The sequence below is a fragment of the Ensifer sp. Root1252 genome (assembly GCF_001425885.1).
GTDB classification, from domain to species: domain Bacteria; phylum Pseudomonadota; class Alphaproteobacteria; order Rhizobiales; family Rhizobiaceae; genus Ensifer; species Ensifer canadensis.
In genome coordinates this window covers 33,936-58,450 of record NZ_LMDT01000024.1, presented here as the reverse complement: position 1 = coordinate 58,450, position 24,515 = coordinate 33,936, and the positions used below count along the sequence as shown (strand labels likewise).

The window sequence follows — 24,515 nt, the reverse complement described above, 5'->3', positions numbered from 1 at the left end:
AGCGGGATGACATGGTCGCCCTTCTTGACCGAGGTCACGCCCGGGCCGACATCAACGACGACGCCGGCACCCTCATGGCCGAGGATCGCCGGGAACAGACCTTCGGGGTCGGCGCCGGAAAGCGTGAAATCGTCGGTGTGGCAGATGCCGGTCGCCTTGACCTCGATCAGAACCTCGCCGGCCCGCGGGCCTTCGAGCTGAACGGTCATCACTTCCAGCGGCTTGCCGGCCTGAACGGCGACGGCGGCGCGTACATCCATCTATTTTCTCCTTGAACTAACAATGATTTCGGGTGGCATCGACAGAACGGCCAATGTCGCCCGTTGGAATCGGCAATGAACTAACGAATAGTCTGTTGAACGCGATTGAGCTCTATCTCAAGAGCGGCAATGGCCCTGCCAGTCTGTTCGTGCAATTTCTTGACGAGAGCCAGCTGCTCTCGAAGGCTCTCGCTCGAAACGGTCTTCGTCTCATCATCCGGCGCGCGGCCCATGCCGGCGATCAGCCAGGCGGGCGTAACACCGAGCACGCCGGCGAGCATGAACAGGCGGGTGGTGCGCGGCTCCGCACGGTCGCGCTCCCAGGCGGCAACCGTTTCCACTCTGACGCCGAGCTGATCGGCAAGGTCCTTGGTCGAGAGGTTGGCCGCGTCGCGCGCGCGCCAGATGCGCCCGCCCAACGTATCTCCGTCGCCGGTGTCGCGCAGGCGAGCAATCATCGTTTCGGTGGACAAGCGCATGGATATCTCCTTTGCCACGGTCACGTTCAAAGGTCCCGGTTTCTGATCAGAGAAGTAAGAGCGCTTCTCCTCCGGGGCGGAAGATGAAATGAGCTTATAGGCATTCGGCCCGTCAGGGACCACCCCGCAGCGGCAAAAACACGGTCAAAAGCGGCTCCGACCATGAAACATGTCTTACCGTGTCGTACCCGTATGCGTTGAAAAGTGCTGCGAACGTTCTAAAGTGGCGCAGCCCAATCGGAACAAGCCCATGACCGCGTCTGCATCGACAGCAGCCAATCCCCAGAACACGGTAATGCAGGGCGTCGCCATCATGCTCTTTGCCATGATCATCCTGCCAGGCATGGATGTGATCGCCAAGTACATGGCTGTCGTCGAGGGCATGGCGCCGGCACAGGTGACGTTCTATCGATTCTTCTTCCAGCTTGTCGCCACGCTGCCCTTGCTCATTACCGTTGGTGGTCTGCGGGCGCTGCGCCCGAAAAGGCTCTGGCTCAACCTGCTGCGCGGCGTTCTTCTGGCGGCGGCGGCCTTGTTCTTCTTCATTTCGGTGAAATACATGCCGCTCGCCGATGTGTTCGCGATCTATTTCGTCGAGCCGTTCATCCTGACCTGCCTGTCCGCGCTGCTCCTGCGCGAGAAGGTCGACTGGCGCCGCTGGCTGGCAATTGCCGTAGGTTTTGCCGGTGCAATGATCGTCATTCAGCCCAGCTTCGCCGTCTTCGGCGCAACATCGTTGCTGCCGGTCGCCTGTGCCTCGGTCTTTGCCTGTTATCTCCTGCTGAACCGGGCCGTCGGAACGGCCGACAGCCCGCTGACGATGCAGACGATTGCCGGTATCGGCGGAACGCTGTTCATGGTGGGGGTGATTGCGATCGGCGATCAAATGGGTGTCGCGGACTTCGAGCCGTCTCTGCCAAAGACCGCGCTCGGCTGGGCGCTCGTCGTCATCCTCGGCTCGCTTTCGGGCTATGGCCACCTCCTGGTGGTCAAGGCCTTCCAGGCGGCACCCGTTTCCCTGCTGGCGCCGTTTGCCTATTTCGAGATCGTCACCGCGACAGCGCTTGGCTATCTCATCTTCGGAGATTTTCCATCGGTCTCGAAATGGCTGGGGATTGCGATCATCGTCGTGTCAGGACTTTTCATGATCTGGCGCGAACGACGGGCCAGGGATCGCTTCATCGAAGCGCCCTGAAACATCCCTCTTCCTAATAGTCCCAAATTCAGGCTTGGTCGTTGCGGGTCGGGCCGAAGACCGTTTCGAAGGCTTCGCGCAGGCGCATGTCCACATCCGGCACCATCACCGGCAGGCCGAGATCGACGAGGCTGGTGACGCCGTAGCCGCGGATGCCGCAGGGCACGATGCCGCCGAAATGGTCGAGATCCGGATCGACGTTGAGCGAGAAACCGTGAAAGCTCACCCAGCGGCGCAGGCGAATGCCGATCGCCGCGATCTTGTCTTCAGCCGTAGACCCGTCCGGAAGTGACGGTTTCTCCGGACGGCGAACCCAGACGCCGACGCGATCCTCTCGGCGTTCGCCTTTGACGTTCATCGAACCAAGCGTCGAGATGACAACGCTTTCCAGCGCGGCGACGAACGCCCGCACGTCCTGTCGCCGACGCTTGAGATCCAGCATGACATAGACCACCCGCTGGCCAGGGCCGTGATAGGTGTATTCACCGCCGCGGCCGGTCGCAAACACTGGGAACCGATCGGGCATCACGAGGTCTGCCGCGTCGGCGCTGGTGCCTGCGGTATAGAGCGGCGGGTGTTCCACCAGCCAGACGAGCTCGTCGGCGGTGCCGGCGGCAATGGCGGCCGCTTCGCGCTCCATCGTTTCAACCGCCTGTGGATAATCGACGAGGTGATGGGCGATCCGCCAGCGAACCGGGGGTGATTCCGGGGGGGCGAACATGTCCTGGCTCAGATTTTCGCGCTGCATTTCCGTCTGCATTCCTGTTTTGATCCCCTGTACATGGGACGGCGCGCGACAAGAGTCCAGCGTTTGCAGGGCTTCGCGGGGAGGCTGTTGAAATAGTTTCTTTTCCCGTCAAATTTCTGTCGTCATGCCCTTGTGCACCCCAGAGGCTTTTGCTACATGCAGCCCCGCCGGAGCAATTCGGCACCTACCACGATGCGGTCGTGGCGGAATTGGTAGACGCGCAGCGTTGAGGTCGCTGTGGGGCAACCCGTGGAAGTTCGAGTCTTCTCGACCGCACCAAAGAAAACCTGCTTCGGCAGGTTTTTTTGTTTTTATCCCTATACTTAGCGCAACGGTGTCCCACGTCGGGACCATGCGTGGGACATCTGTTCGTTCCATTGCACCAAGCGCGAGTTTCCGGCTTCAATTCGTACGAATTACGCCACGGCGTCGTGTTCCTCGCGCGCAGCTTCCCAGACTTCCCGCGCTGCATCCAGGTTCATCAGTGCGATCCCCAGCCCAACAATTAAATCCGGCCAAGCCGACTGCCACAGGTAAGCCGTCGCCAGGCCCGCGCCGATGATGGCGACATTGGCAAAGGCGTCATTGCGGGCAGACAGGAATGCCGCCCGCGTGAGGCTGCCGCTTCCATGGCGGTACGCGGCGAGAAGGTATGCACAGAACAGGTTGATCAGGAGAGCGCCAAAGCCAGTCAGGGATAGTGCAAAGGGCTCAGGCGGGATTGGATCCATGAACTTCGCCCAAGCCGTCCATAAGAAGGCCAGCGCGGGGACCAGAAGAATGAATGCCATCGCCATACCGACACGTGCACGGCTCCGCGCTGTCCAGGTGAGCGCCAAGAAGATCAGGATGTTCACGGACGTGTCTTCGAGAAAGTCGACACTATCGGCCAAGAGGGAAACGGAGCCGATGGCAAGCGCAACGAAGAATTCAACCCCGAAGTAGCCTAGGTTCAATAAGGCGACGATGAGCACGACGCGGCGTAAATTGTTATCCACTAAGGGTTTCCTTCATCCACTAAGGGTTTCCTTCAGAGCTACCGAAATACACCATCGACAATTTTGACGCACTTGCCAGCAATAGATTGCTATCCTGAGCGTTAGGTTTCGAGATATGCACTGCTCATGGAAGCCTCTGCCAACGCAGCCAGCAATGCCGGCTGCGCACCGGTCGCCTTAGACGGAGGTGCTCTGATCACCGTCGTCCGGCTGATCGCGAACCGCTTGCTGGTGCGTCTGGCGCAACGCGAGATCGGTACCGGTGCGGAAGGTCAGATGGAGCGCTCCCTTCGACAGGCAAGGCGCATTTGGGTGAAGATGTGGAAGGCTTGATCGACGGCGAGCGGCCGCCGGAGCTTGCGGCAGCGATTCGGCAGAAAATTGGCTGGTTGCGCCAACAGTGAGAAACGGCTTAGCGTCTATAGTCACCTTGTCTTGAGTACGTTCGCCTGCACCGGGTGCTCGATGCCCTTCAGCGAAAGCAGACGGGTCTCGGAGCCATCGATGAAGTCCGGCGCTTGGGCGGCCGTCTCCGCTGATACCAGGATCTCGCCGGCACCGGCCTGGGATTCGAGCCTTGCAGCCTGATTGACGGTGCCGCCGATTGCGGTGAAATCGCTGCGGAAGCTTGAGAATTCGCCAATCTCGACATCGCCGGTATGGATGCCGACACCAACGCCGAGCGTATGACCAAGGGTGCCTTCGAGGACCAGGTTCGAGCCGTCCAGGGCTGCGTGATGTCGCTGTATATCCATCGCCGCCTTGATCGCAGCACGAGCATGATCCTTTATCTCGATCGGGAAGTTGAAGATCGCCATCAGGCCGTCGCCCATCTGCTTGTTGACGATGCCGTCATGCGCCCAAACCGCCTGCGCGCAGCGATCCTGGAAAAGGCTGACAATTTCGCTCAGCTCAAGCGCTTCGATCCGCTCCGACAGATGCGTGAACCCCCGCATATCTGCAAACAGGATGGTAGCGCGGGTGGTTATGTGGCGTTGCTTCTTGACGTAACGGAAGGAGCGTTCGCAGATCGTGCAGATGTTTGGATTCATCTTGCTTCGGGTGATGCCGAATGCGCGGAAGGGAAGGGCAAGCGGGCCGCGGATCGGGATAGGTACGCGCATCTGATCCCAGCAGCCCCGGCATATGTTGGCGTTGCTGTGATGGGCAGGCTCGGGGGAAGAGGCAGTCGTCATGCCCTGCAATCTCGTCAGGCCGCAGAAACCTTTTGGTCGCGCGTTAATAAACTTCTAATATTCAGTTGCTTTTGGCAACTCGTGGTTTGGATCGGGCGACAATAAAGGCGCGGCGTATTCTGCTGCGCGTCTCACCCTGCAGTGTCAGCCGACTGCCGCCCGCCAGAACATCCGACTTCGCTGGTAACCCGAAAAGTGCGAGGGAGGGAATTGCGAGGGGGGAATAACGGAAGTCGCGGTTACGCTTGCGCTTTGCGATCCGCGCAAGGGGTGACCGGCGGAGATGCTTGGCGCGCGCTCCGCTCCTCGAAAGCTGGATTGTTCATTGTCCAGCTTCCCCAAGCTTTCGCCTATCGCGCTTCAACCGGTCTTCGAGCTTCTCTTTCGAGGATAGGCGCTCTTTGCGGCACCTTCGTTACTCGGCGAAAGCCCGAACCGGCAGCTGCTGTCATTTAACCGTGCCGTCGGGCGAAACTTGTTGTGTTTCGTCGCCGGTGCTTGAACCTGCGGTCGGCGCGGTATTCGTCGGTGCCGGTATCCGGCCCTGCTTGTTGTCGATGCTGCCGGTGTGCTCCGGTGATGGTTGCGGTTGGATCTGGTCGACTGCCGTGGTCCGTTCGCTATCGCTGTTTTCGCTCCAGATTTCGGTGCCTCCCCACACAAGCAGCGCCAGAAACAGGCCAGCACCGAGGATTGCCAGAACACGCACACCCAGCGGACCCTGACGGCTTTCGCGCGCCGTAAAGTCCTCCCGGTCGGGATCATGTGTTGCTGAGATAGGATCGCCTCGCTCATCCAGATATTTGCTCATCGGATGACCTCCGTTGTTGTCATCGTAAACAACGGGCATAGAACAACAATGTTCCGTCTTGAGGCAAATCGCCCGGTCATTGGCCAGGGATAAGAGAAGCCGGAACGCCAACGAATTGGCGGCCCGGCTTCATATGTCATTTCAGCATGAAACGTGATGTTCAGTTCGACCAGGTGTCGGCGACACTGCGACGCACGAGCTTGTAGCTGTGATCGGGTTGAACTTCGTAGGTTTCGTAGACCATGGTGCCCTGGTGCAAGAAGCGGTTCTGAATCATCGTACCCGGCGCCGCCTGCGTCTTTCGCATTGGACCTGTCTCGCCGTAGGTGAGGCTGCCCGGTAACGGCTCGAGGTTGGGGGGGGCGGTGTTGCATCCCGCCAGAGCGAGAAGGGCGAGGATTGCGACATGCGTCGGTCTCATAGGCTGATCCTTGATTGAAAACCTGTGTTTGACACTAGACATTTGGTCCTGGGACGAAAAGCTCGGGTTCGATTGATATACTGCAGTCTGCTCGATCTCCTCGGTGGACGGCGCTCGCCAGGTCAGTTTCGCGCCAACTCGCTTGTGGTTTCTCGAACTTCTTGACGGCGCGCTCCCGCTTCAGTCGCGACAGGCGCTGGATCCAGAAAATGCCGTCGAGCTGGTCGATCTCGTGCTGGAGACAGACCGCCATCAGGCCGTCAGCGTCTTCCTCGACAGGCGTACCGTCGAGTGTCTGGTACCGAACGCGCACCATCCCGGGGCGCTCGACGTCTTCGGAAATTCCCGGCATCGAAACGCTGCCTTCGGCATGTTTGACCATGTTGGTCGAGTGCGAGACGATCTCGGGATTGACGAAGATACGCACACCACTTTCGCGGTCGAGTTCGATCACTGTCAATCGCTGCAGGATGCCTATGTGCGGCGCGGTGATACCGATCCCCGGTGCCGCGCGCATCGTGTCGAGGAGGTCGTCCGCAAGCGCACGCAAGGCGGCGTCGAACTCTTCGACGGTCTTTGCTTCCCGGCTCAGCAACGAATCTGGAAAACGAAGGATGGGGTGGATCGCCATCTGAAGCTCCTCGGCTGCGGCCGCATAGTGCTATCCGATCGCCCCGTCGATGTCGACTGCGCGTGCGCACGAGCGTTTCCCATGTCTTTGCAACAGCTTGAATAAATCTGTTGCCGCAGTGGCGACGTCCGCGTCTGCGATGTGGACCTCGGCAAGGCTTTGCGCTAGCAGGGCTGTAAGGCCCAATTCTGAGAGGAAGATCTGGGCGGCAAAACCGGCAGTGATGTACCCTTTCCAGAACCGCGCTTGGCGGGCTGGAAAGTTGGCAATCGTTTCGAGGGCGCGCTCATGAGCAATACCGGCGACGACGACCGCGATTCCGAAGAAATCCCCGCCTATGATGGGGCGGACATCTATGCCGAAGACGGTTCGGTGCGCTCCGACTTCCTGATGCATGTCGGCGCGGCGATTGCCGACCGCGACACGATCTATCTCCGCCAACACGTCGCCGGCCTGCACTCGTCCGAAATGGGCGACCTGCTCGAGGCGATCCAGCCGGAACAGCGCCTGGCGCTCGTCTCGCTGCTTGGCAAGGACTTCGATCTTTCGTCGCTGACCGAAGTCGACGAGGCCATTCGCCTCGACATCGTCGAGCATCTGCCCAACGAGCAGATCGCCGAGGCGCTTGGCGAGATGGATTCGGATGATGCCGTCTACATTCTCGAGGATCTCGATCAAGAGGACCAGGACGAGATCCTGGCGAAGCTGCCCTTTACCGAGCGCGTTCGCTTGCGTCGTTCGCTTGATTATCCCGAGAGCACAGCCGGCCGGCGCATGCAGACGGAGTTCGTCGCGGTGCCACCGTTCTGGACCATCGGCCAGACGATCGACTATATGCGCGAGGACGCGGACCTTCCGGAAAGTTTCACGCAGATCTTCGTCATCGATCCGACCTTCAAGCTCCTGGGTGCCGTTGATCTAGACAAGGTTCTGCGCTCCAAGCGCTCGATCAAGGTCGACGCCATCATGCGCGATACCAGCCATGCCATTCCAGCGGAGATGGATCAGGAAGAGGCGGCGCAGCTCTTCGAGCAATACGACCTTCTTTCGGCTGCTGTGGTGGACGACAACGGCCGGCTCGTCGGGGTTTTGACCATCGACGATGTCGTCGACGTCATCCAGGAGGAGGCGGAGGAAGACTTGCTGCGTCTGAGCGGCGTCGGCGATGAGGAGTTGTCGGACTCGGTCGCCGACGCTTCCCGCTCACGCGTCCCGTGGCTGTTCATCAATTCGATGACGGCCTGTATCTCCGCCTCTGTCATCGGCCTTTTCGATGCGACGATCCAGCAGATCGTGGCGCTTGCCATCCTCATGCCGATCGTCGCGGGCATGGGTGGCAATGCCGGCTCGCAGACGATGACCGTGACGGTGCGCGCGCTTGCGACCCGCGGCCTCGACATTCACAACGCGCCACGAATCATCCGGCGCGAAGCGGGGGTGGGTCTCTTGAACGGCATGATCTTCGGCACGCTGATCGGCCTTCTGGCCGGCCTCTGGTTCCAGGATCCGAATATCGGCGGCATTATCGCCACGGCGATGCTCATCAACATGATGGCCGCGGCCCTTGCCGGCATCATGGTTCCGCTCCTTTTGGAACGCTTTGGCGCCGATCCGGCGGTCTCCTCCGCCGTCTTCGTGACGGCTATTACCGATATCACCGGCTTCTCCAGTTTTCTCGGTATCGCCACCTGGTGGTTTCACGTCACGTGACGTTGCCGGTTGTTTGACTTTTACGTCAAGGTCAACGATAGTGATGGTCAAGAAATCATGGAATGGCAGCGTGAATAAGTACTATAGCATTACCGAATTGACGCGGGAATTCGGCATTTCGACCCGAACGCTGAGGTTCTATGAGGACGAGGGCCTCATTCATCCGGAGCGTCGCGGACGGACCCGCATGTTCCGCCCCGCGGATCGCCGGTTGATACAGGAGATTCTCCGGGGTCGGCGCATCGGTTTCACGATCGCCGAGATCCGCGAGATCATTCAGGTCTATAAGGACCCGCCCGGCGAACTTGGTCAGCTGCAGTTGTTGATGAGCCGCGTCGAGGCGAAGCGCGAAGAGCTCCGGCAGAAGCGCAAGGATATCGAGGACACGCTCACCGAACTAGACAATGTCGAGGAGGCATGTCTGACGCGTCTCGCCGAGATCGGCGTCGGCACCTGATTGGGTACCATTCAGCGCATGAAGATTAAAAAGGTGGCTTTGGCCGCCTTTTTTATTGTCTATAAGCAGCCGATCAGATCCAGCGGCTCGTATGCCGGCAGTAGCGCTCGAACTCGAAGCCGAAGCGCGAAAGCAGATGCCGCTCCTCGTTGCGAATGGCGAAGATCGTGGTCAACATCACCGCCGCAATCGCCATGATGAAGAACCAAGGATTGAGTGTGATCAGGCCAAAGCCGATCATCATCAGCGTGTAGCCGAGATAGATCGGATTGCGCGTGAAGCGGAACGGTCCGTAGGTGACAAGGCACGTGGCGCACCGCTGCGGAAGTACGGCGGTGTGGCGATCCAGCAGCGTCTTGACGGCCCAGAGATCGAGCCAGATTGCTGTCGCGACAAGGATGGCGCCCGAAATCCAAGGCACCCAGCCGTGGCCATGAACCACCGGGATGGGCGAATATCGTGCAAGCAGCAAGGCTGCGAGGGTGGCGGTCCCGTAGAGCAGGGCCGGCCATGGGAAACTCAGCGGCTTGGCACGATAGGCATTCATGTCCTAGTCCCCTGATTGCACGTCCATTGTGCACTGGCCGGCGATTCGCGCAATGCGTTCATCCGTGTTCACGTTGATCTTTCCCCTGTTCAGGTCGTCGAACAGGTTCTGTTCCACCAGACGGTCGAGCGTACATCCGCAAAAGGCGTCACAAGGCACGGCCGGATTGCCACGGCCGCAGGCCTCGACGCAGTTGGTGCGGTAGGCCTGCTTGGGATCCGGCAGTGTCGGCGGCGAGACCAGTGAGAAGAGATAGACCAATCCGATGAGCAGCGGCTGGTGGAGGAGGTATATGGCCAGACTGTGACGCCCCCCGAAGATCAGCGCTTTCGTCCACAGCCGTCTCTTTCCGTCGTTCACCGGGCGCTTGGCAAGCCATGCCATCAGGCGTGCATGCACAAGCTTTGCGGTGCCGAGACCGAGGAGGAACGGTGCGAGCCACGGCAGCAGCGGCACGTAGTCGTTCGAGCGCGGAATCGTTTCGGAAAGGCCGACCCACCAGAGATAGGGTGCGTCGAAGATCGCAGAGCGGAGATAGAGCGGAGCGGCAAAGGCGGCGGCTGCAGCCACGAACGAAACGATTGCCGGAAGCGGCAGGAAGAGAAGGCCGACGAGGCTCGCCGCGGCAATCGAATGGAGGATCCCGAAAAATATGAAGGTGTTGGGGAAGGCGAACCAGGTCGCAATGCTGATAACCGCGGCCGCGCCGGCAATCTTGGCAAAACGACGCATGAAGGCATCGAAACGTATCCTCGGCCGTTGCCCGAGCACGAGGCTGTAGCCCGCCAGAAACAGGAAGCTGCTGGCGATCAGGCGCGCAAAAATCTTCCACCCGCCGGTACCGGCGGTCCCAGCCGCGACATAGCCAAAGAATTCCAGATCCCAGACGAAATGGTAAAGCGCCATGGCCACCAGTGCCAGGCCGCGCAGCACATCGATAAAGACGAGCCGGCGATGGGCGCTCGTCGTTGGTTGCGGTTCAGCGGTTGAGGTCATGTTGCTATCGGACATGGTGTTCGCCATCCTGTTGGCGCCAATGAGATTGGCAGGTCAGGCTTGCGCCAGACCGGCTTTGATTGCTTGGAAATGGAATATACGGCTGGATTCCCGTCCTGAGATATCCGAGACGCGTGGCGCGAGCAGTTAGCGGGCGGCGTCTTCCAACAGGGCCGCGCGCGCCTCCGAGAAGAACTGCCGGCGGGTCAGAACGAAAATGACGAAGATTGTCAGGCCGACGAAGGCGTAGGGGCTGATGAACCAGCCGAGATAGCCGATCGACAGGAAGATCGCCCTGAGACCGGCATTGAAGTGCTTTGCGGCGAGCACGTTCATGCGCACCGCGCGTTCGGCCGCGATCTCGGCGGCGTGCCGGTCGCGTATCATGTCCGCCGTCATCGGTATGCCGCCCATGAGGATCGAGCAGTAGTTGAACAGGCGATAGGACCAGCCGAACTTGAAGAAGGAATAGCCGAAGAGGCAGGTGAGCCCGGCGACCTTCAGCTCGAAGGCCGTTCGGCCCCCGTGGAAGACATAGGGCATGTCGGCGAAGATCATCTGCACCTGCTCGGTCGCGCCCAAGAGAGCGAAGCAGCCGCCGAGCGCAAAGATTGTTGTCGAAGCGAAGAAGGCGGTGCCCGCCTGCAGCCCGGCGATGATCTGGGTGTCGATCATTTTCAGGTCTCGGTTGAGCGAATTGCGAATCCACCGGCCACGATGCTCGTTCATCAGCCGCGTGAGACTGATGCGTTTGAAGCCACGGGTACCGTCTGTTGCCCAGCTGAAGCCGGCCCACAGCAGGATGAACACGGTAAGTGCTATGTAATCTTCGAAGGTCATACACGTGTTTTTGGCATGGCTTTTGGAAATTGCAAGGTGGGCGCGCCTGTGGAGAATCGGCGCTGCATCAACTAGTGTGATGAAATTGCGGCGGAATTTCTTCCCGCAAAAATGCGCGAACCCCAACGTTTGCTGTGTTGACCGGAGTGCGGATGCGCCCCTGTCACCTTTTCGCCATATTTCACCGTTGCGTCTTTACACTTTCTTCAGTATGGATTGCGCCATGCACGGGCCCTTGATGTGTGGCCCGCAGCCGTTGAGAGTTTTTCGGAGACATCATGGACAATACAATACAGAAGTCTTGCTGGGGCGTGACTGCTCGCGCCGTAGCCGGTTTCGCTGGCGTTCTTGTTCTTGCTTATCTTTTCGGCGGCCTTTGATACCCAAAAGTCCTCTGATTGACAGCGCGGCTTCCCGGAAGCCGCGCTGTTTTGATTCCGGGCAGTCGTATCGCGGGTTCGGGCGGCTGCGGACCGAATCGTCGGCGCAATGTCGCACCAACGGGAACTTATGTCGGTTGATCGCCTGATCGACAGGGATAGGATGGCTTAGAGTTTGATCCTATATCTAAGGGTGACGGTATTGCTTCGGTCCTGAGGAGGGATCGAGTTTGTATCGACTGTGCAATCATGCATATGACCGCATCCGGCGATGGGCCGGCGGCATATGTTCAGGCTCCGGGCAGGCAATTCATGTTTCTTTCCGTCTTCGACGTCTTCAAGATCGGCATTGGTCCTTCGAGTTCGCATACGATGGGCCCGATGTCGGCCGCCAATCGCTTTCTCGAACTCATCCTGTCCGACGAATGGCCGCGTCCGTCGCATGCCTCCGTCGCCGCCATCAAGGTCAGCCTGCACGGCTCGCTTGCCCACACCGGCATCGGCCATGGTTCGGGCAGGGCGGTTGTGCTCGGGCTTGTCGGCGAGCGTCCCGATCGCGTCGACCCCGACCGCATGGATGCACTGATCGACGACGTCGAGCGCACCGGGCGCATAACGCCGCCGGGCCATCCATCTTACGAATTTCAGCCGAAGACCGATCTGATCTTCGACAAGAAGGTGCCCTTGCCAGGCCACGCCAACGGCATGTCCTTTTCGGCCTTCGACAAGGACGGCCGCCTTCTGCTCAAGCGCATCTACTATTCGATCGGTGGCGGTTTCGTCGTGACCGATACGGAACTCGAAGCGATGCGCGCTTCCAAGAACAAGCCTGCTGGCGTCAAGGTCCCGTTCCCCTTCAGCACTGCCCAGGAAATGCTCGACATGGCCGCCCGCTCCGGCATGACCATCGCGCAGATGAAGCGGGCAAACGAAGAAACCACCATGTCGCCGCAGGAACTGAATGAGGGGCTCGACCGCATCTGGGGCGCAATGAGCAGCTGCATCGACCGCGGCCTTAGCCAGGACGGCATCATGCCCGGTGGTCTCAAGGTGCGCCGGCGCGCCCGCTCCATTCACGACAAGCTGCAGGAAGAGTGGCGCTCCAACAAGATCAACCCGCTGCTCGCCAACGACTGGTTGAGCGTCTACGCCATGGCGGTGAACGAAGAAAACGCCGCCGGCGGCCGCGTTGTGACGTCGCCGACGAACGGTGCCGCCGGCGTCGTTCCGGCGACCATCCGCTATTACATGCATTTCCACGACGATGCCGATCAGGACGGCGTTCGCGACTATCTGCTGACGGCAGCTGCCATCGGCGGTATCATCAAACACAACGCCTCCATTTCAGGCGCCGAAGTCGGCTGTCAGGGCGAGGTCGGTTCGGCCTCGGCCATGGCGGCAGCGGGCCTTGCTGCTGTCATGGGCGGTTCTCCGGAGCAGATCGAAAACGCCGCCGAGATCGCGCTCGAACATCATCTCGGCATGACCTGCGATCCGGTCGCCGGCCTGGTACAGGTGCCTTGCATCGAACGAAACGCACTCGGCGCCGTCAAGGCCGTTACTGCAGCGTCGCTGGCGCTCAAGGGCGATGGTCAGCATTTCGTGCCGCTCGATGCCTGCATCGAAACCATGCGCCAGACCGGCGTCGACATGAACGAGAAATACAAGGAAACGTCCACCGGCGGCCTGGCGGTCAATGTCGTCGAATGTTGAGCGGCGCACGAACGATTGTGGATGACGCTGCGCAATTCGCTTGACCGTGACGGCCGGACGGGTGTTCAAAAACAGCCATGTCTCTGCATCTCATAAAGCTCTGCGTCGGAGCGGAATCGATCGATGATCTGCGCGAATGGGTTTCGCGCAAGGCCCTGGCTGCGATTGCCGCCGGCCTTGAACCGCATTCATACCACACCACCCGAATGGTGCCGAAACGCATGGACGAGCTGCTGGAAGGCGGCTCGCTCTATTGGGTCATCAAGGGTCAGGTTCAGGCGCGCCAACCGCTGATCGGTATCGAAACCTTTACGGACGGTGAGGGGATCGGTCGCTGCAATCTGCTGCTCGGACCCGAAGTCGTTGAAACGGAGCTGCAGCCGCGTCGGGCCTTCCAGGGCTGGCGCTATCTCAAGGCTAACGAAGCGCCTCGAGATCTGGCGTCGCTTTCGGGCGATGGGGCCGAAATGCCTCTCGAGCTCCGGCGCGAGCTTGCCGAACTCGGTCTGCTCTAAGAGCCTTTCCAGGAAGAGTGCGAAGCGGTTTTCCGCCAGGAAACGCGAAGAACCAAAGAAATAGAACGCTTCAATGGCTCCGTTTAGGACGGAGCGCTCAACTGCATGTTTCCTTAAATCCTATTCGATTTAAGGATAAAAACATGCAGCAATTCAAAGCGCTGCAGCGACCTTTGCGCGTCTAATAAGACGCGCGGCGCTGTGGCCAGACGAAAAAGGCGGCCGAAGCCGCCTTTCAATCTCAGTCTATTCAAAGGATGCGCATCTTCAGCGGGTGGCGACGACCGGGTGCCGTCACGTGAAGATGGATGCCGGTGCGTGGCTGTGTCGAGCGCCAGGCGCGTGCACCATGGGTCAAGAGCATGCCTACCAGATCCTTGGTCTTCGCCTTCGGGCGGTTCAGACCGAGATCGGCAATGCGCATCGCTGCCTCATGCAGCGGATGCAGATTGATGCGCGACGGTTTCGCCCGTCGCCCGGGCAAGGGAGTGACACCCGGAACATTCTCGTTCATTGCCATAACTAACCTCGTACGCTTTACAAAACCGAGGAGGGTGGTCGGACTAACAGATCGGCCACCGAAACTAAATGCCGTCTACTGCTGGGCAGCCCAGCAGGAAATGCCTTTCTTCTTCAACGTCTTGCATGCGTTTACCGCTGCATTCTGGTCGTCGAACCCGCCAAAACGAGCGCGGTAGAGCTGAGCACCGCCATTGCTGAAGGCGACCGTAAAGGGCGTTGCCTTGCTGAGCGCCTTGCCACCCTTGTCCTTGGCGTTGCCGAGCAGGGTCATGGCCTGTTCCTTGTCCGGCGTCGCACCGATCTGGATGACCCAACCCTGGGGCTGCGGTACAGCCTGCGGCTCGGCTTCGGCTGCGACCGGCTCGCGCTTGGGAACGGAGTTGGTGATCTGACCGTCGACCATGCCTGCGGCAACCGGCTGACGCGACAGCTTGATGCTCTGGGCGTCAAGCGTATTGGGGACGATCTTCGGCGACAGGACCGGGTTGTCCGATGCGCGCTTGGTGCCGGCATAGGCCATCTGCACGCTGTTGGTATTTTCGCCACTGTAGCGCACGGACGGAACCGGTCCGGTGTTCGGCAGGTCGAGGCCAGCGGCAGCTGCGACCGGGCTGGAGACCGGCGTTTCCGCGACCTGCGCGACAGCGATAGGCTCTTCGGCGACAGGCGCAACCGGCGTCGGTGCGGTTTCAGCGATCAGGTTGCCACCGCCGCGGCGCGATGCCGCCGGCATGTACTTTGCCACCAGGCGACGCATCTGGGCGTCACGGCTGGCGCCAGAGGTGCCGCCCATGACGACGGCGACGATGCTGCGACCCTCGAGTTGAGCAGAGGTCACCAGGTTGAAGCCTGAGGCACGGGTGTAGCCTGTCTTGATGCCATCGACGCCACGCACATTGCCAAGCAGGCGATTGTGGTTGCCGATCGTCTGCTTGCCGAAGCGGAAGCTGCGCGTGGAGAAGTAATCGTAATACTGTGGAAAATGCTGGCGAAGCGCGAGGCCGAGGCGTGCCTGATCGCGGGCCGTGGTGCGCTGTTCGGTATTCGGCAGGCCGTTGGCGTTGCGATAGGTGGTGCGGGTCATGCCGAGCGCACGCGCCTTGTTGGTCATCATGCGGGCAAAACGCTGCTCCGAGCCACCCAGCAGTTCGCCAAGCGCCGTCGAGGCGTCATTGGCGGAACGGGTGACGAGCGACAGGATCGCCTGCTCGACCGTGATCGATTGCCCCGCGCGCACGCCGAGCTTCGAAGGCGGTTCGGCGGAAGCGTTCTTGGAGAAGGGAACAGGCGTTGACTTGCTGATCCGACCGGCTTCGAGCGCCTCGAACGCCAGATAAAGCGTCATCATCTTGGTCAGCGAAGCGGGGTAGCGCAACTCGTCGGCATCTTCGCCGTAGAGAACCTTGCCGGTTTTCGCGTCGACGACGATGCCCGAATACTTCGGGTTGGCCAAAGCGGGTGCTGCGAAGGCAACCGATGCGACGGCGCCCGCAAGGACGATCCGTCCTACCATCTTTGAAAAGGCGCCGAACGGGCGTTTCGCGAGATCAAGAAAACCTGATTGGGACACTACGCTGCTCTTCATTCTCATGTCATGGGTGTTGTCCGGACGCCGCCTCCGGGAACGACCGTTCCTGAGACAGTATCGGCATAGCGTTACCAATCGGTTTATGATGAATGATTGGTTTCCGGAATCGGACGCATTTGTACAGAGGTGATACCGGTGTAGCGCAATGGTGCGGCGCACAAGCCAGCATCACACCACTTGGACAAAATCAGGGCACGAGATGGCTTTTCACGAAGCCACCCACAGCATTGTCGATTTCGCGCCATTGCGGCAGCAGATTGCGGGAGAAGCGGTAAAGGACGACGAGATCCTTGCCGGCATGAATATCGCGCTGGCAGTCCGCACTCGTGGAGGCCTCGTTCGCGCGAGGCTCCAGACAGCGCACGACGTAGGGTGGCTCCTTTCCACGCGCAGCTGTGAAGAAGGCCTCGCCGGCATAGCTCGACGTCGCCTTGACGCCGTGCCGCGTCAACCCATTGGGGCCAGGGCCTGTGGCGCCCTCGAAGACCTGGGTGTAGATGGGGTCGAGCCGACCGGACATGTCGCGCGACATCGTGCTCTGCGCGATCTGCAGGAAGATCAGGGCCTCCGGACGGCTGACGTCATTGAAGAGGTTGCGGTTGTCGTCGCTGTACCCCTCGAGCGCTGGCCATGTCACGTAAACGTCGACCCGTTCGGCGATCGACGTCGCCCGCTGGTTTTCAAAGCGAATGACGTTGGCGGGCAGGCGTAGGTGATCCTGACCGATGAAGATATCGTAGGGCACGAGGCTTGACGTGTGGCCGGCCAGTGCGAGGTTTTCCCCGAACCAACGCCCCGACAGGGAAAGTGCGGCGGTGATCGCGGCAAGCAGGACAACGACCGCGGTGATCTTGTAGACGAAGCGCCTCGAAAGGAGCGGGCTGAGTTCCGGCTCCGAGTTCCCGTTGGAAGAGGTGCTCATCGATGGGGCGTCCCGTCGCGGTAGCCGCGCGATATGTGGCGGTTCAGCTGCCGCTGGTCGGTCGGCAGCGCAAGTTGGACTCTGGCAGGGGTGGCTTGCCTGACGCTGGTCGAAGGTGGTTAATTTTCGATTAAATAGGCGCGTCTTCCGCTTGTGCGCGCCTGATCTCGGCGCGCTGGGGTGGCCGAGAACAAGAAAGCCGGCTCCGAGGGACAGCGGAACCGGCCAGGGCCTGGTCTGAAACGGGGATGGGACTGACCGAAGCCCGGATAACTGATCGCGGCGCGGGAAATCACCCAACCACGCCGCGGTCATTCTGTGAGGGTTACTGGGTGCGGACGCTGCCGACTGCGACCGTGCGGCCATCCTGCAGCTTGACCCAGCGGCCAGCATGTTCGGTCGACTGCCGCTTGAGGTATGTGTATTCGGTATCCGACCACAGCAGCACTTTGTTGCGCATGTTGTCGAGGATGAAGTCGCCGCGATCGGTGCGCACGGTCAGGACCGCGTGGCCATCGCCATTCGGCTGAAGGACGACAGTGATCAAAAGGTCAGAGCCGGCGAAGCCGCTTTCGATGAGTTTGCGGCGCTTCAGCAAAACGTAGTCTTCGCAGTCGCCGACGCTGTCCGGGTAGGACCACTTTTCCTCGACGCCGTGGATTTCCATGTCGGTCATCGGCGTGACCGCCTGGTTGACGTCGTAGTTGACCTCGAGAATTTTCTGCCAGCTTTCGCGCGTCAGGACCATCGGGCCGCGATCGGCGCCGTTCGAGCGGCATTCGCCCGGATTGATCATGCAGAACTCATAGTGGCCGATCGGCGGGTTGGTCGCACCGGTCACGGTCATGTTCGCCGGAAGGGCCATTGCGCCTTCGACCAGGCCGCCGGTCAAAAGTGCGGCGACAGCGATCATCTTGGTGATTGTCTTGAGCATGATTGTCTCCCCGTTATGGTTCGACAATGGCACGGACATTTTTATCGCTGGCGAATATGCGAGGTAAAACAAAGTACAAATGAAAATCGTATCAGAATAAAATAAGAACAGATTTTGAGATATATTTTAGTCGAATTTGATTCAAATTTTATCGATCTTGAACGGCCGTCGAGCACGCAAGTGGAATCTGTTAAGCATCTAAATGGTTGCAAGAGTGGGGTTTTGTGAGCGCATATCGACGGATAGCGTGCCAATGCCCGGGTGCATGGCGGCAGCTGGATGTGTCGGGGAGGGGCAATTTCGCCACTTTGCGTTTGGCCGCAATGCTTGATTTCAACGTGAAATCAACGCGACGAGCGAAAATACGGAGAAAAATTATTTGAAAAAAGTTGTGCCGAAAATCGGCAAAGGGAGCCACGGGCTGTGCTGAAATGGAGCAACAAGGCGCCGCGGTCGGAACGGACGCGCGGAAACATCGGTTCGATCGTCGAGAGTGTTGGGCCGGAATAGCCCCGATCCAGGGCGGTCTACCGCGTCGGCGTTGCCGATTATGCTCGGCCGCATACGGATGCCGCCGAGGACGAAGCGTCACGATTGAGGGCTGGCAATGCCGTTGAGGCGGCGGCCGAAATCGCCCAAAGCGCTATCGCGCAAACGAACGCAGCGATTTTGCGATAACGTCATGCGCATCACAAGAGTTTGAGGCGCAGTCCGCGGATACGACTGCTTAAATCCTTAAATCGGAATCGATTCAAGGAGAGAATCATGCAGCAGATTTAAAGTGCTGCAGCGTCCTTTGCGCGTTGACGCGCGGCGCCGTAGAGGCCGCGACGCGGTTTAGAGGAATTCCGTCAGGGCTTCGCGGGACTGGACGCCCGAGAATTCGATGGCAACGCCTTCCTGGAAATGACGGACAATCTTGCCCTTCATGTTGCCGAGCTTGATTTGCGTGCCGATCGGGGGGCGGTTTTCAATGTCCACCGCGGCGCCGGACATCGAAAGGTCGATGATGCGGCAGGGATACTTGGCACCGGTATCGAGCGTCAGCTCGGTCAGCGTCTTGCGCGGAGCAAGACGATCGTGGCGACGATCTTCGGGAAGGCCGAGTTCGTGCTTGTTGGCAATCCACGTCAATTGCGCCGCAAGCTTCTCGCGCTTGCGCTCCGTGGCGTTGAGCTGGATGACGAAGGCGTTTTCGGCGAGCCGAGACACGGTGCCTTCGAGCCGGCCGACGTGATCGATGTAGGCAATGATGCGTTCGCCGGCACGTGGGCGGGCTGGCGATAACAGAAGCACGTCACCCGGTGACATGTCGACGGCGGTGCAGTCGAATTCGTCGTGGTTGGCAAGCATCAGTCGCCCGGTAAGGTTCACCGAGACGCGCTGAAATGCGCCTTCCTGGTGCGGCTTCGGACCGGTATTTTGAGCTTGCTGGAACGAGAACATGATCACTCTGCATGACGTATCTTGGCAGGCAAAGCATAGTGCGGTCCGGTTAATAGAATGTTCGCCCTGCGGTTGGTGGCTGCGCGGATCTTGGCACAGGCGTTTGTCAGGCGTCGCGGCCGCCCTCGAAGACGCGCAAGTGTTGCACCTGCCGGATTCCGGGAGAAAATGCCTCGTCCATGGCCGGTTCCCTTAGGAGCGCCGCCGTCCGATCCGGATCGAGCACTCTGAGGCCCCTAACATCGAGACCGCTGACCGGTGCGGCGTGCAACCAGTACGGGCGCGACAATGGTGAGAGAGAACCGAGAATGCGGTCACTGTGACCTTCGTTGGAGGCGAGGGGAAGGAGCAGAGCCTCGATCTCCAATTCTCTCCTGTCTTCCGTCAGTGCAATCGCCGACAGCATGACGGGCACGTGTCGTGCCATCACCTGCGTGCTGACTTGAAGCGTTCTGCCAGCCTGGGTCCCGAACCAGAGTGTACCGAACTGCTGGCCGCGCAGTTCCTGGCCGAAGAGGGCGCAGACATGCGTTCCAGCCAGGCGGAATTTTATACTGGCGAAACTGTCCCTCTCGAGGATGAAGAGCTCAGGCAGGAGTGTCCGGATGGCCGACGGTTCGATTTCGTCGCGACGCGGTAGTTCACGGTCGCCACGAATGAGGTTCCAATACTGGAACAACTGCGTTGATGTCTTGCTGCGCATGATGTCGTTCATTCCATTTCGCGCGATCTGTGTGCCGATCCGGCACAAATTCGACCGCTCATACCGGTTGTCCTGATGACAGAGCGAATTCCGTGCCACCTGGAAATTAAGGTTAACAAACGGTTTCGATTGCTTCGGCCGCAGCGGGCTGGCACCTGAATGAACATCACTTCACGAAGGATTGCCTTCGGCACAGATTTTGAGCTCTGGGTATTGGGAGCTCACCGACCGTTCAGTTTTTACTGGACGGTCTTTTTTTGTTTGCTTATGGCTGGGCGCGCTGTCCGGCGATGCGCAATTGCCCGGCCGACTGGGTCGGATTGAAACGGACATGCGGACGGAAGAGAGCAGCAGCCATGGAACGAGATCAGGCAGCGACGCCACCGGAGGCGGAGCGGGAAGGCGCCGTCCAGCGCACGCACGAGCCCGCATTCAACCTGCCGGCGGGGCTGACGTGCATCCTGTTGTTCCTCGTCGCTATTCATGCGCTTCGCACCTATGTCTTCTCGAGCAGTCTCGACCAGGATATCATCCTGAACTTCGCCTTCCTTCCAGCGCGCTATGATCATCCGCTTGCCGAGCAGAGCCTTGCGTGGCTCTGGAGCCCGGTGACGTATTCGTTCCTGCACGGAAGCTGGGAGCACCTGATCTTCAATATCTTCTGGATGGTTGCCTTTGGGGCACCGGTGGCCCGGCGCATCGGCATGGCGCGGCTGGCTCTCTTCTGGGCTCTTTCGGCCGCCGCTGCCGTAGCACTTCACACAGTATTTCACTGGGGCGAGATGATCGTCGTGGTCGGCGCCTCGGGGGTCGTTTCGGGCTTCATGGGTGGCGCGGCGCGATTCGTGTTTTCGCCAAGCGGCCGCATCAGTCGGCAGTTCGCCCACCTCAATCGCAGGCTTTCCTTCAGCGAGGCGCTCTCCAATCGCTCAGTCGTCGTTTTCAGCGGCATCTGGTTCCTGACGAATTTCCTCGTCGGGTTCGGCATGTTCACGCCTGGCGGAGCCGACAGCGTGGCGTGGGAAGCGCATATCGGCGGTTTCCTCTTTGGCTTCCTCCTGTTCGCGTTGTTCGACCCACGCGATTGAGAACGCACCGATCCTGTTGCGATCATTGTCAGAACGCTTGATTTCCCGGGAACGCTGGCGCACCATTTGAAACGGCCGATATTGTCCATGGACGGTGCGGCCCGTGAAGGCCGGGTGCTCAAAGGTATAGCGCGTTTCTGAGGAGCGACGCGTCAGCCTTGCAGGTACCGGAGTGGGTATAGGTTCCGTTGCCCGACTGTGCCGCACACGACAGGCTGGAACCTTCCCCGCCGACCCGGCGTCGTCGCAACGGGGAGAAGTGTGCATGTCAGTAAAAGCGATACTCAATGAAAAGGGCCGGAACGTCGTGACCGTCGGTCCTCGCATGACGGTTCAACAGGCCGCAGTCCTTCTGCGTGACAATCATATCGGCGCAGTGATCATCATCGATGCGGATGATCAGATCACCGGCATCCTGACCGAGCGCGATATCGTCGCCGCCATTGCCAAACATGGCGCTGCCTGTCTGGAGAAGCCGGTCTCGGCCGTGATGTGGCAGAACGTCTATTGCTGCACCGAGGAAATGTCCGTCGATACGCTGATGGAAATGATGAGCAAGCTGCGAGCCCGTCATCTGCCAGTTGAAACGAATGGGCACCTGGCCGGCATTATTTCGATCGGTGACGTGATCAAGCATCACATTCGCGCGATGGAGCAAGAGGCCGAGCACATCAAGGCCTATATAGCTGGATAATTGAAAGGGGCGGTTTCCGCCGCCCTTTTGTTGTCCGTCTGCGGCGCAATCTCGAACAGTCGTGCTGAACGCGCGCTGGCACTTTCCGCCATCGCTAAATGTGCGACCGGTACAGCAATCCCTTGGAGCAACGCGGAAACCTGGCATTGCGCCCGTTGTCAGCGAACCAGGACTTCCTGCATCCGGCGGATTTCGGCGAGCTTGGCTTTCGCTTCCTGATAGCCGCGATCAATCGCCTCTCCGGCGCGGTGGAATTCCGAGAGCCCGATGTCGTTGAGCTTCGGATGGAGGGCCAGATCCGGAGGATCGCCGGCAAGGCGCGCACGCGAGATGCGATCCTGAATGATGTTGAAGGCCTGAACCATGACGCTGGTCATGCCCATGCGCGCCGAGTGGTGCGTCGGCTCGTTGATGGCCGGCATATCCAGGGTCTCTGTGCCGGCGCTGTGTTTGACCACGGCAGAGCGGCCATAGAGATCGTAGTTAAGGTTCACGGCAACGACGAGCTGCTGTTCATGCGCACGGCATACCGAAACCGGTACGGGGTTGACCAGTGCGCCGTCCATTAATGTCCGGCCGTTGGCATTGATCGGCTCGAAGATGCCGGGAAGGGCATAGGACGCGCGGATGGCGGTGATCAGAGAGCCCTTTTCCAGCCAGACTTCGTGGCCGCTATGCACCTCGGTTGCAACCGCAATGAACGGTCGGTCGAGGCTCTCGATGCTTAGGCCCTTGAGATGCTCCTGCATGCGCTTGGTCAAGCGCAGCCCACCGAAGAGGCCGCCGCCGCCGATGGCGAAATCGAGCAGGCCGGCAATGCGTCGTACAGTCAGTGACCGGGCAAATGCTTCCAGTTCATCGAGCTTGCCGGCGAGATAACAGCCACCGACAAGAGCGCCGATGGAGGTACCGGCGATCATGCCGACCTCGATGCCTTCTTCGTCGAGCGCTCTGAGCACGCCGATATGGGCCCAGCCGCGAGCGGCGCCGCCGCCGAGCGCGATTGCGATCTTGGGCGGTCTGGGCGGCACGGCGGGTTCAGATGGTGTTGTCGAGAGTGATGACCCGTCCGGGTCGGTCAGGTCGGCAATCTGGCTGCTACGCGTAAAAGTCCAGTTCAACATCCGGCACCTCCAACACCGCCGAACACGTGGCAGCGCAACACGTCCTTCAGAATGCGCGAAGGGCGTCGTGGCGCTCCATGCATTGACTCAAACTTCCGAAGACCAGATTCGATCCTGGAACGACGCAATAATTTTGAGCGCACTTGTCTGGAGGAAAACCTGCCAAGCCGGCGCTGGTGCCGGCCTTGTCCTTATTCATCGCTGAAAGACTGGCACCGTTATTCAGATTACCATCGATCCTGTCGCCGCGTGCGGCGGGGCCGATAAACATTCACTACAGTTTGCAATGTTACCCGGCTTGCGGCCGTTCCCAGGGAAACTGCATCCTTGCCGAAGGATTAGGCGCCCGCTGGGTTACCAAAATATCAACGCAGTATGCACCCGCCCCAAAAAGATGCGCAATGCTTAATTTTTGTCATAAACCTCGGTCGGGTCGAAATGCCTGATGTCGTCGGTGATCGTAACGGTAGCACGGCCGCCATCGGTGCCGACCGTTCGATAGAAGCAGGAGCGGCGGCCGGTGTGGCAGGTTGCGTCGTGTCCGGCGACCGACACCTTGAGCCAGATGGCGTCCTGGTCGCAATCGGTGCGAATCTCTTTCACCGTCTGAAGATTGCCGGAGCTCTCGCCCTTCTTCCAGAGGCTCTTTCGGGAGCGGCTGTAATAGTGGGCGACGCCGGTCTCGATCGTCAGCGCCAGCGCTTCGGCGTTCATGTGCGCGACCATCAGCAACTCGCCGTCGCGTGCGTCGGTGACGACGGCGGTGATCAGCCCCTTTTCATCGAAGCGGGGCGTGAAGGCCGGACCGTTTTCCAGTTCGGCATTGTTGGAGGAGGGGGTCTCGAATGTGAGCGTCATGAAAGGCTCCGTTGGTAGGAGCCTTACTTGAAGCCCCGCAGCATCGTCATGAAACGGGCCTGTTCGGCCGGTTCGGTCTGGAAAGTACCCGTAAATGTGGTGGTCAGCGTTGTCGAGCCTTGCTTCTGAACGCCGCGCATCGCCATGCACATATGTTCAGCCTCGATCATCACCGCGACCCCGCGGGGCGCCAGCGACTCGTCGATCGCCTTGGCGATCTGGGCCGTCATCGATTCCTGCGTCTGCAGCCGGCGACCATAGATATCGACCACGCGGGCGATCTTCGAAAGCCCAAGAACCCTTCCATTCGGCAGATAGGCGACGTGCGCCCTTCCGATGATTGGCACCATGTGGTGTTCGCAATGGGAATAGAACGGAATGTCCTTGACCAGCACCATGTCGTCGTAGCCGGCAACCTCTTCGAAGGTCCGGCCGAGCACGTCTTCGGCTGCGAGATCGTAACCACTGAAAAGCTCGCGGTAGGACTTGGCTACGCGTGCCGGCGTATCCAACAGGCCCTCGCGACTCGGATCATCACCTGCCCAGCGCAGCAGAACGCGCACGGCGTCCTCGGCCTCTTTTTGCGTCGGCCGGTCGCTCGCATTGTCGAGCACGGGGAAATTCTTCACTATGGCATCCATAATGGCCTCTTTGCGCAATACGGGGATTGCTTGACGTTTTATCTTTCGGACAACTCGCCACTGGCCATTCGCCTAACCCTGCAGGCTTGGGTTCCGTC

28 protein-coding genes, 1 tRNA gene and 1 pseudogene are annotated in these 24,515 nt (G+C 59.9%); 9 read left to right on the top strand and 21 right to left on the bottom strand.

Annotated elements, in window-relative coordinates; translation table 11 throughout:
- A partial coding sequence (locus ASD02_RS24790; RefSeq protein ID WP_156408460.1) for an alcohol dehydrogenase catalytic domain-containing protein occupies positions 1 to 260 on the bottom strand: 260 nt, incomplete at its 3' end.
- 80 nt (positions 261 to 340) lie between these two features.
- Complete coding sequence (locus ASD02_RS24785; RefSeq protein ID WP_025426701.1) at positions 341 to 739, bottom strand: helix-turn-helix domain-containing protein; 399 nt, start codon at positions 737 to 739, stop codon at positions 341 to 343.
- 250 nt (positions 740 to 989) lie between these two features.
- On the opposite strand from ASD02_RS24785, the gene ASD02_RS24780 reads away from it, so the two are divergent.
- Positions 990 to 1,934 carry a DMT family transporter gene (locus ASD02_RS24780; protein WP_082555622.1) on the top strand — a complete coding sequence of 315 codons (945 nt, stop codon included), beginning with the start codon at positions 990 to 992 and terminating at the stop codon, positions 1,932 to 1,934.
- A gap of 28 nt (positions 1,935 to 1,962) precedes the next feature.
- Here the strand turns inward: ASD02_RS24780 and lipB are convergent, their stop codons facing one another.
- Entirely contained in the window at positions 1,963 to 2,682 is a 720-nt protein-coding gene (gene lipB, locus ASD02_RS24775) for a lipoyl(octanoyl) transferase LipB (protein ID WP_038576894.1), read from the bottom strand.
- A gap of 194 nt (positions 2,683 to 2,876) precedes the next feature.
- On the opposite strand from lipB, the gene ASD02_RS24770 reads away from it, so the two are divergent.
- Positions 2,877 to 2,961: transfer RNA gene (locus ASD02_RS24770), tRNA-Leu, on the top strand.
- A gap of 137 nt (positions 2,962 to 3,098) precedes the next feature.
- On the opposite strand, the gene ASD02_RS24765 is transcribed toward ASD02_RS24770, so the two are convergent.
- Complete coding sequence (locus tag ASD02_RS24765) at positions 3,099 to 3,680, bottom strand: cation diffusion facilitator family transporter (protein ID WP_057220554.1); 582 nt, start codon at positions 3,678 to 3,680, stop codon at positions 3,099 to 3,101.
- A gap of 126 nt (positions 3,681 to 3,806) precedes the next feature.
- Between ASD02_RS24765 and ASD02_RS24760 the strand changes: the two genes are divergently transcribed.
- Complete coding sequence (locus ASD02_RS24760) at positions 3,807 to 4,013, top strand: hypothetical protein (RefSeq protein ID WP_025426704.1); 207 nt, start codon at positions 3,807 to 3,809, stop codon at positions 4,011 to 4,013.
- A gap of 92 nt (positions 4,014 to 4,105) precedes the next feature.
- Here the strand turns inward: ASD02_RS24760 and ASD02_RS24755 are convergent, their stop codons facing one another.
- The 4 genes and pseudogenes from ASD02_RS24755 to ASD02_RS24740 all read right to left on the bottom strand — a co-directional run.
- Entirely contained in the window at positions 4,106 to 4,876 is a 771-nt protein-coding gene (locus ASD02_RS24755) for an adenylate/guanylate cyclase domain-containing protein (protein ID WP_025426705.1), read from the bottom strand.
- Positions 4,877 to 5,324: 448 nt separating this feature from the next.
- Complete coding sequence (locus ASD02_RS24750; protein ID WP_025426706.1) at positions 5,325 to 5,687, bottom strand: hypothetical protein; 363 nt, start codon at positions 5,685 to 5,687, stop codon at positions 5,325 to 5,327.
- Positions 5,688 to 5,847: 160 nt separating this feature from the next.
- A complete protein-coding gene (locus tag ASD02_RS24745) occupies positions 5,848 to 6,108 on the bottom strand; it encodes a hypothetical protein (protein WP_025426707.1) in 261 nt (86 codons plus the stop codon).
- Positions 6,109 to 6,256: 148 nt separating this feature from the next.
- Positions 6,257 to 6,739: pseudogene (locus ASD02_RS24740) on the bottom strand (peptide deformylase); the annotation flags it as partial.
- A gap of 288 nt (positions 6,740 to 7,027) precedes the next feature.
- On the opposite strand from ASD02_RS24740, the gene mgtE reads away from it, so the two are divergent.
- Complete coding sequence (mgtE, locus tag ASD02_RS24735) at positions 7,028 to 8,449, top strand: magnesium transporter (RefSeq protein WP_025426709.1); 1,422 nt, start codon at positions 7,028 to 7,030, stop codon at positions 8,447 to 8,449.
- Positions 8,450 to 8,519: 70 nt separating this feature from the next.
- Entirely contained in the window at positions 8,520 to 8,906 is a 387-nt protein-coding gene (locus tag ASD02_RS24730; RefSeq protein ID WP_025426710.1) for a MerR family DNA-binding transcriptional regulator, read from the top strand.
- Positions 8,907 to 8,979: 73 nt separating this feature from the next.
- Here the strand turns inward: ASD02_RS24730 and ASD02_RS24725 are convergent, their stop codons facing one another.
- The 3 genes from ASD02_RS24725 to ASD02_RS24715 all read right to left on the bottom strand — a co-directional run bounded on the left by ASD02_RS24725 (position 8,980) and on the right by ASD02_RS24715 (position 11,289).
- On the bottom strand, positions 8,980 to 9,453 hold the full coding sequence (locus ASD02_RS24725; protein WP_025426711.1) for an isoprenylcysteine carboxylmethyltransferase family protein: 474 nt from the start codon (positions 9,451 to 9,453) through the stop codon (positions 8,980 to 8,982).
- A 3-nt stretch (positions 9,454 to 9,456) separates the two neighbouring features.
- A complete protein-coding gene (locus ASD02_RS24720; protein ID WP_057205114.1) occupies positions 9,457 to 10,464 on the bottom strand; it encodes a DUF1624 domain-containing protein in 1,008 nt (335 codons plus the stop codon).
- 132 nt (positions 10,465 to 10,596) lie between these two features.
- The gene (locus tag ASD02_RS24715; protein ID WP_025426713.1) at positions 10,597 to 11,289 is read right to left on the bottom strand and encodes a DUF599 domain-containing protein; all 693 of its coding nucleotides are present in this window, start codon (positions 11,287 to 11,289) and stop codon (positions 10,597 to 10,599) included.
- A 692-nt stretch (positions 11,290 to 11,981) separates the two neighbouring features.
- Here ASD02_RS24715 and ASD02_RS24710 point away from each other — a divergent pair.
- A complete protein-coding gene (locus ASD02_RS24710; RefSeq protein ID WP_025426714.1) occupies positions 11,982 to 13,382 on the top strand; it encodes an L-serine ammonia-lyase in 1,401 nt (466 codons plus the stop codon).
- Positions 13,383 to 13,459: 77 nt separating this feature from the next.
- Complete coding sequence (locus ASD02_RS24705; RefSeq protein ID WP_025426715.1) at positions 13,460 to 13,897, top strand: DUF1489 family protein; 438 nt, start codon at positions 13,460 to 13,462, stop codon at positions 13,895 to 13,897.
- Positions 13,898 to 14,147: 250 nt separating this feature from the next.
- Here ASD02_RS24705 and ASD02_RS24700 read toward each other — a convergent pair whose 3' ends face one another.
- The 6 genes from ASD02_RS24700 to ASD02_RS24675 form a co-directional block, all read right to left on the bottom strand.
- Positions 14,148 to 14,417, bottom strand: coding sequence for a hypothetical protein (locus ASD02_RS24700; RefSeq protein WP_057220553.1), 270 nt, complete (start codon positions 14,415 to 14,417; stop codon positions 14,148 to 14,150).
- A gap of 75 nt (positions 14,418 to 14,492) precedes the next feature.
- Entirely contained in the window at positions 14,493 to 16,010 is a 1,518-nt protein-coding gene (locus tag ASD02_RS24695) for a D-alanyl-D-alanine carboxypeptidase (RefSeq protein ID WP_057205111.1), read from the bottom strand.
- Positions 16,011 to 16,194: 184 nt separating this feature from the next.
- Positions 16,195 to 16,929: a hypothetical protein gene (locus ASD02_RS24690; protein WP_025426718.1), complete on the bottom strand. Its 735-nt coding sequence runs from the start codon at positions 16,927 to 16,929 to the stop codon at positions 16,195 to 16,197.
- Between the two features lie 325 nt (positions 16,930 to 17,254).
- Positions 17,255 to 17,863, bottom strand: coding sequence for a transglutaminase-like cysteine peptidase (locus ASD02_RS24685; RefSeq protein WP_057220552.1), 609 nt, complete (start codon positions 17,861 to 17,863; stop codon positions 17,255 to 17,257).
- An 837-nt stretch (positions 17,864 to 18,700) separates the two neighbouring features.
- Complete coding sequence (locus ASD02_RS24680; RefSeq protein WP_025426720.1) at positions 18,701 to 19,309, bottom strand: PilZ domain-containing protein; 609 nt, start codon at positions 19,307 to 19,309, stop codon at positions 18,701 to 18,703.
- 106 nt (positions 19,310 to 19,415) lie between these two features.
- A complete protein-coding gene (locus ASD02_RS24675; protein WP_051509159.1) occupies positions 19,416 to 20,024 on the bottom strand; it encodes a PAS domain-containing protein in 609 nt (202 codons plus the stop codon).
- A 344-nt stretch (positions 20,025 to 20,368) separates the two neighbouring features.
- Between ASD02_RS24675 and ASD02_RS24670 the strand changes: the two genes are divergently transcribed.
- Positions 20,369 to 21,100 carry a rhomboid family intramembrane serine protease gene (locus ASD02_RS24670; RefSeq protein WP_025426722.1) on the top strand — a complete coding sequence of 244 codons (732 nt, stop codon included), beginning with the start codon at positions 20,369 to 20,371 and terminating at the stop codon, positions 21,098 to 21,100.
- 265 nt (positions 21,101 to 21,365) lie between these two features.
- Positions 21,366 to 21,794: a CBS domain-containing protein gene (locus ASD02_RS24665; protein WP_025426723.1), complete on the top strand. Its 429-nt coding sequence runs from the start codon at positions 21,366 to 21,368 to the stop codon at positions 21,792 to 21,794.
- Positions 21,795 to 21,952: 158 nt separating this feature from the next.
- Here the strand turns inward: ASD02_RS24665 and ASD02_RS24660 are convergent, their stop codons facing one another.
- The 4 genes from ASD02_RS24660 to folE form a co-directional block, all read right to left on the bottom strand.
- Entirely contained in the window at positions 21,953 to 22,918 is a 966-nt protein-coding gene (locus ASD02_RS24660; protein WP_025426724.1) for a patatin-like phospholipase family protein, read from the bottom strand.
- A gap of 46 nt (positions 22,919 to 22,964) precedes the next feature.
- On the bottom strand, positions 22,965 to 23,189 hold the full coding sequence (locus ASD02_RS38505; RefSeq protein ID WP_146160899.1) for a hypothetical protein: 225 nt from the start codon (positions 23,187 to 23,189) through the stop codon (positions 22,965 to 22,967).
- Between the two features lie 134 nt (positions 23,190 to 23,323).
- Complete coding sequence (gene hisI, locus ASD02_RS24655; RefSeq protein ID WP_025426725.1) at positions 23,324 to 23,776, bottom strand: phosphoribosyl-AMP cyclohydrolase; 453 nt, start codon at positions 23,774 to 23,776, stop codon at positions 23,324 to 23,326.
- Between the two features lie 23 nt (positions 23,777 to 23,799).
- Complete coding sequence (gene folE / locus ASD02_RS24650) at positions 23,800 to 24,417, bottom strand: GTP cyclohydrolase I FolE (protein WP_025426726.1); 618 nt, start codon at positions 24,415 to 24,417, stop codon at positions 23,800 to 23,802.
- Positions 24,418 to 24,515 lie beyond the last annotated feature (98 nt).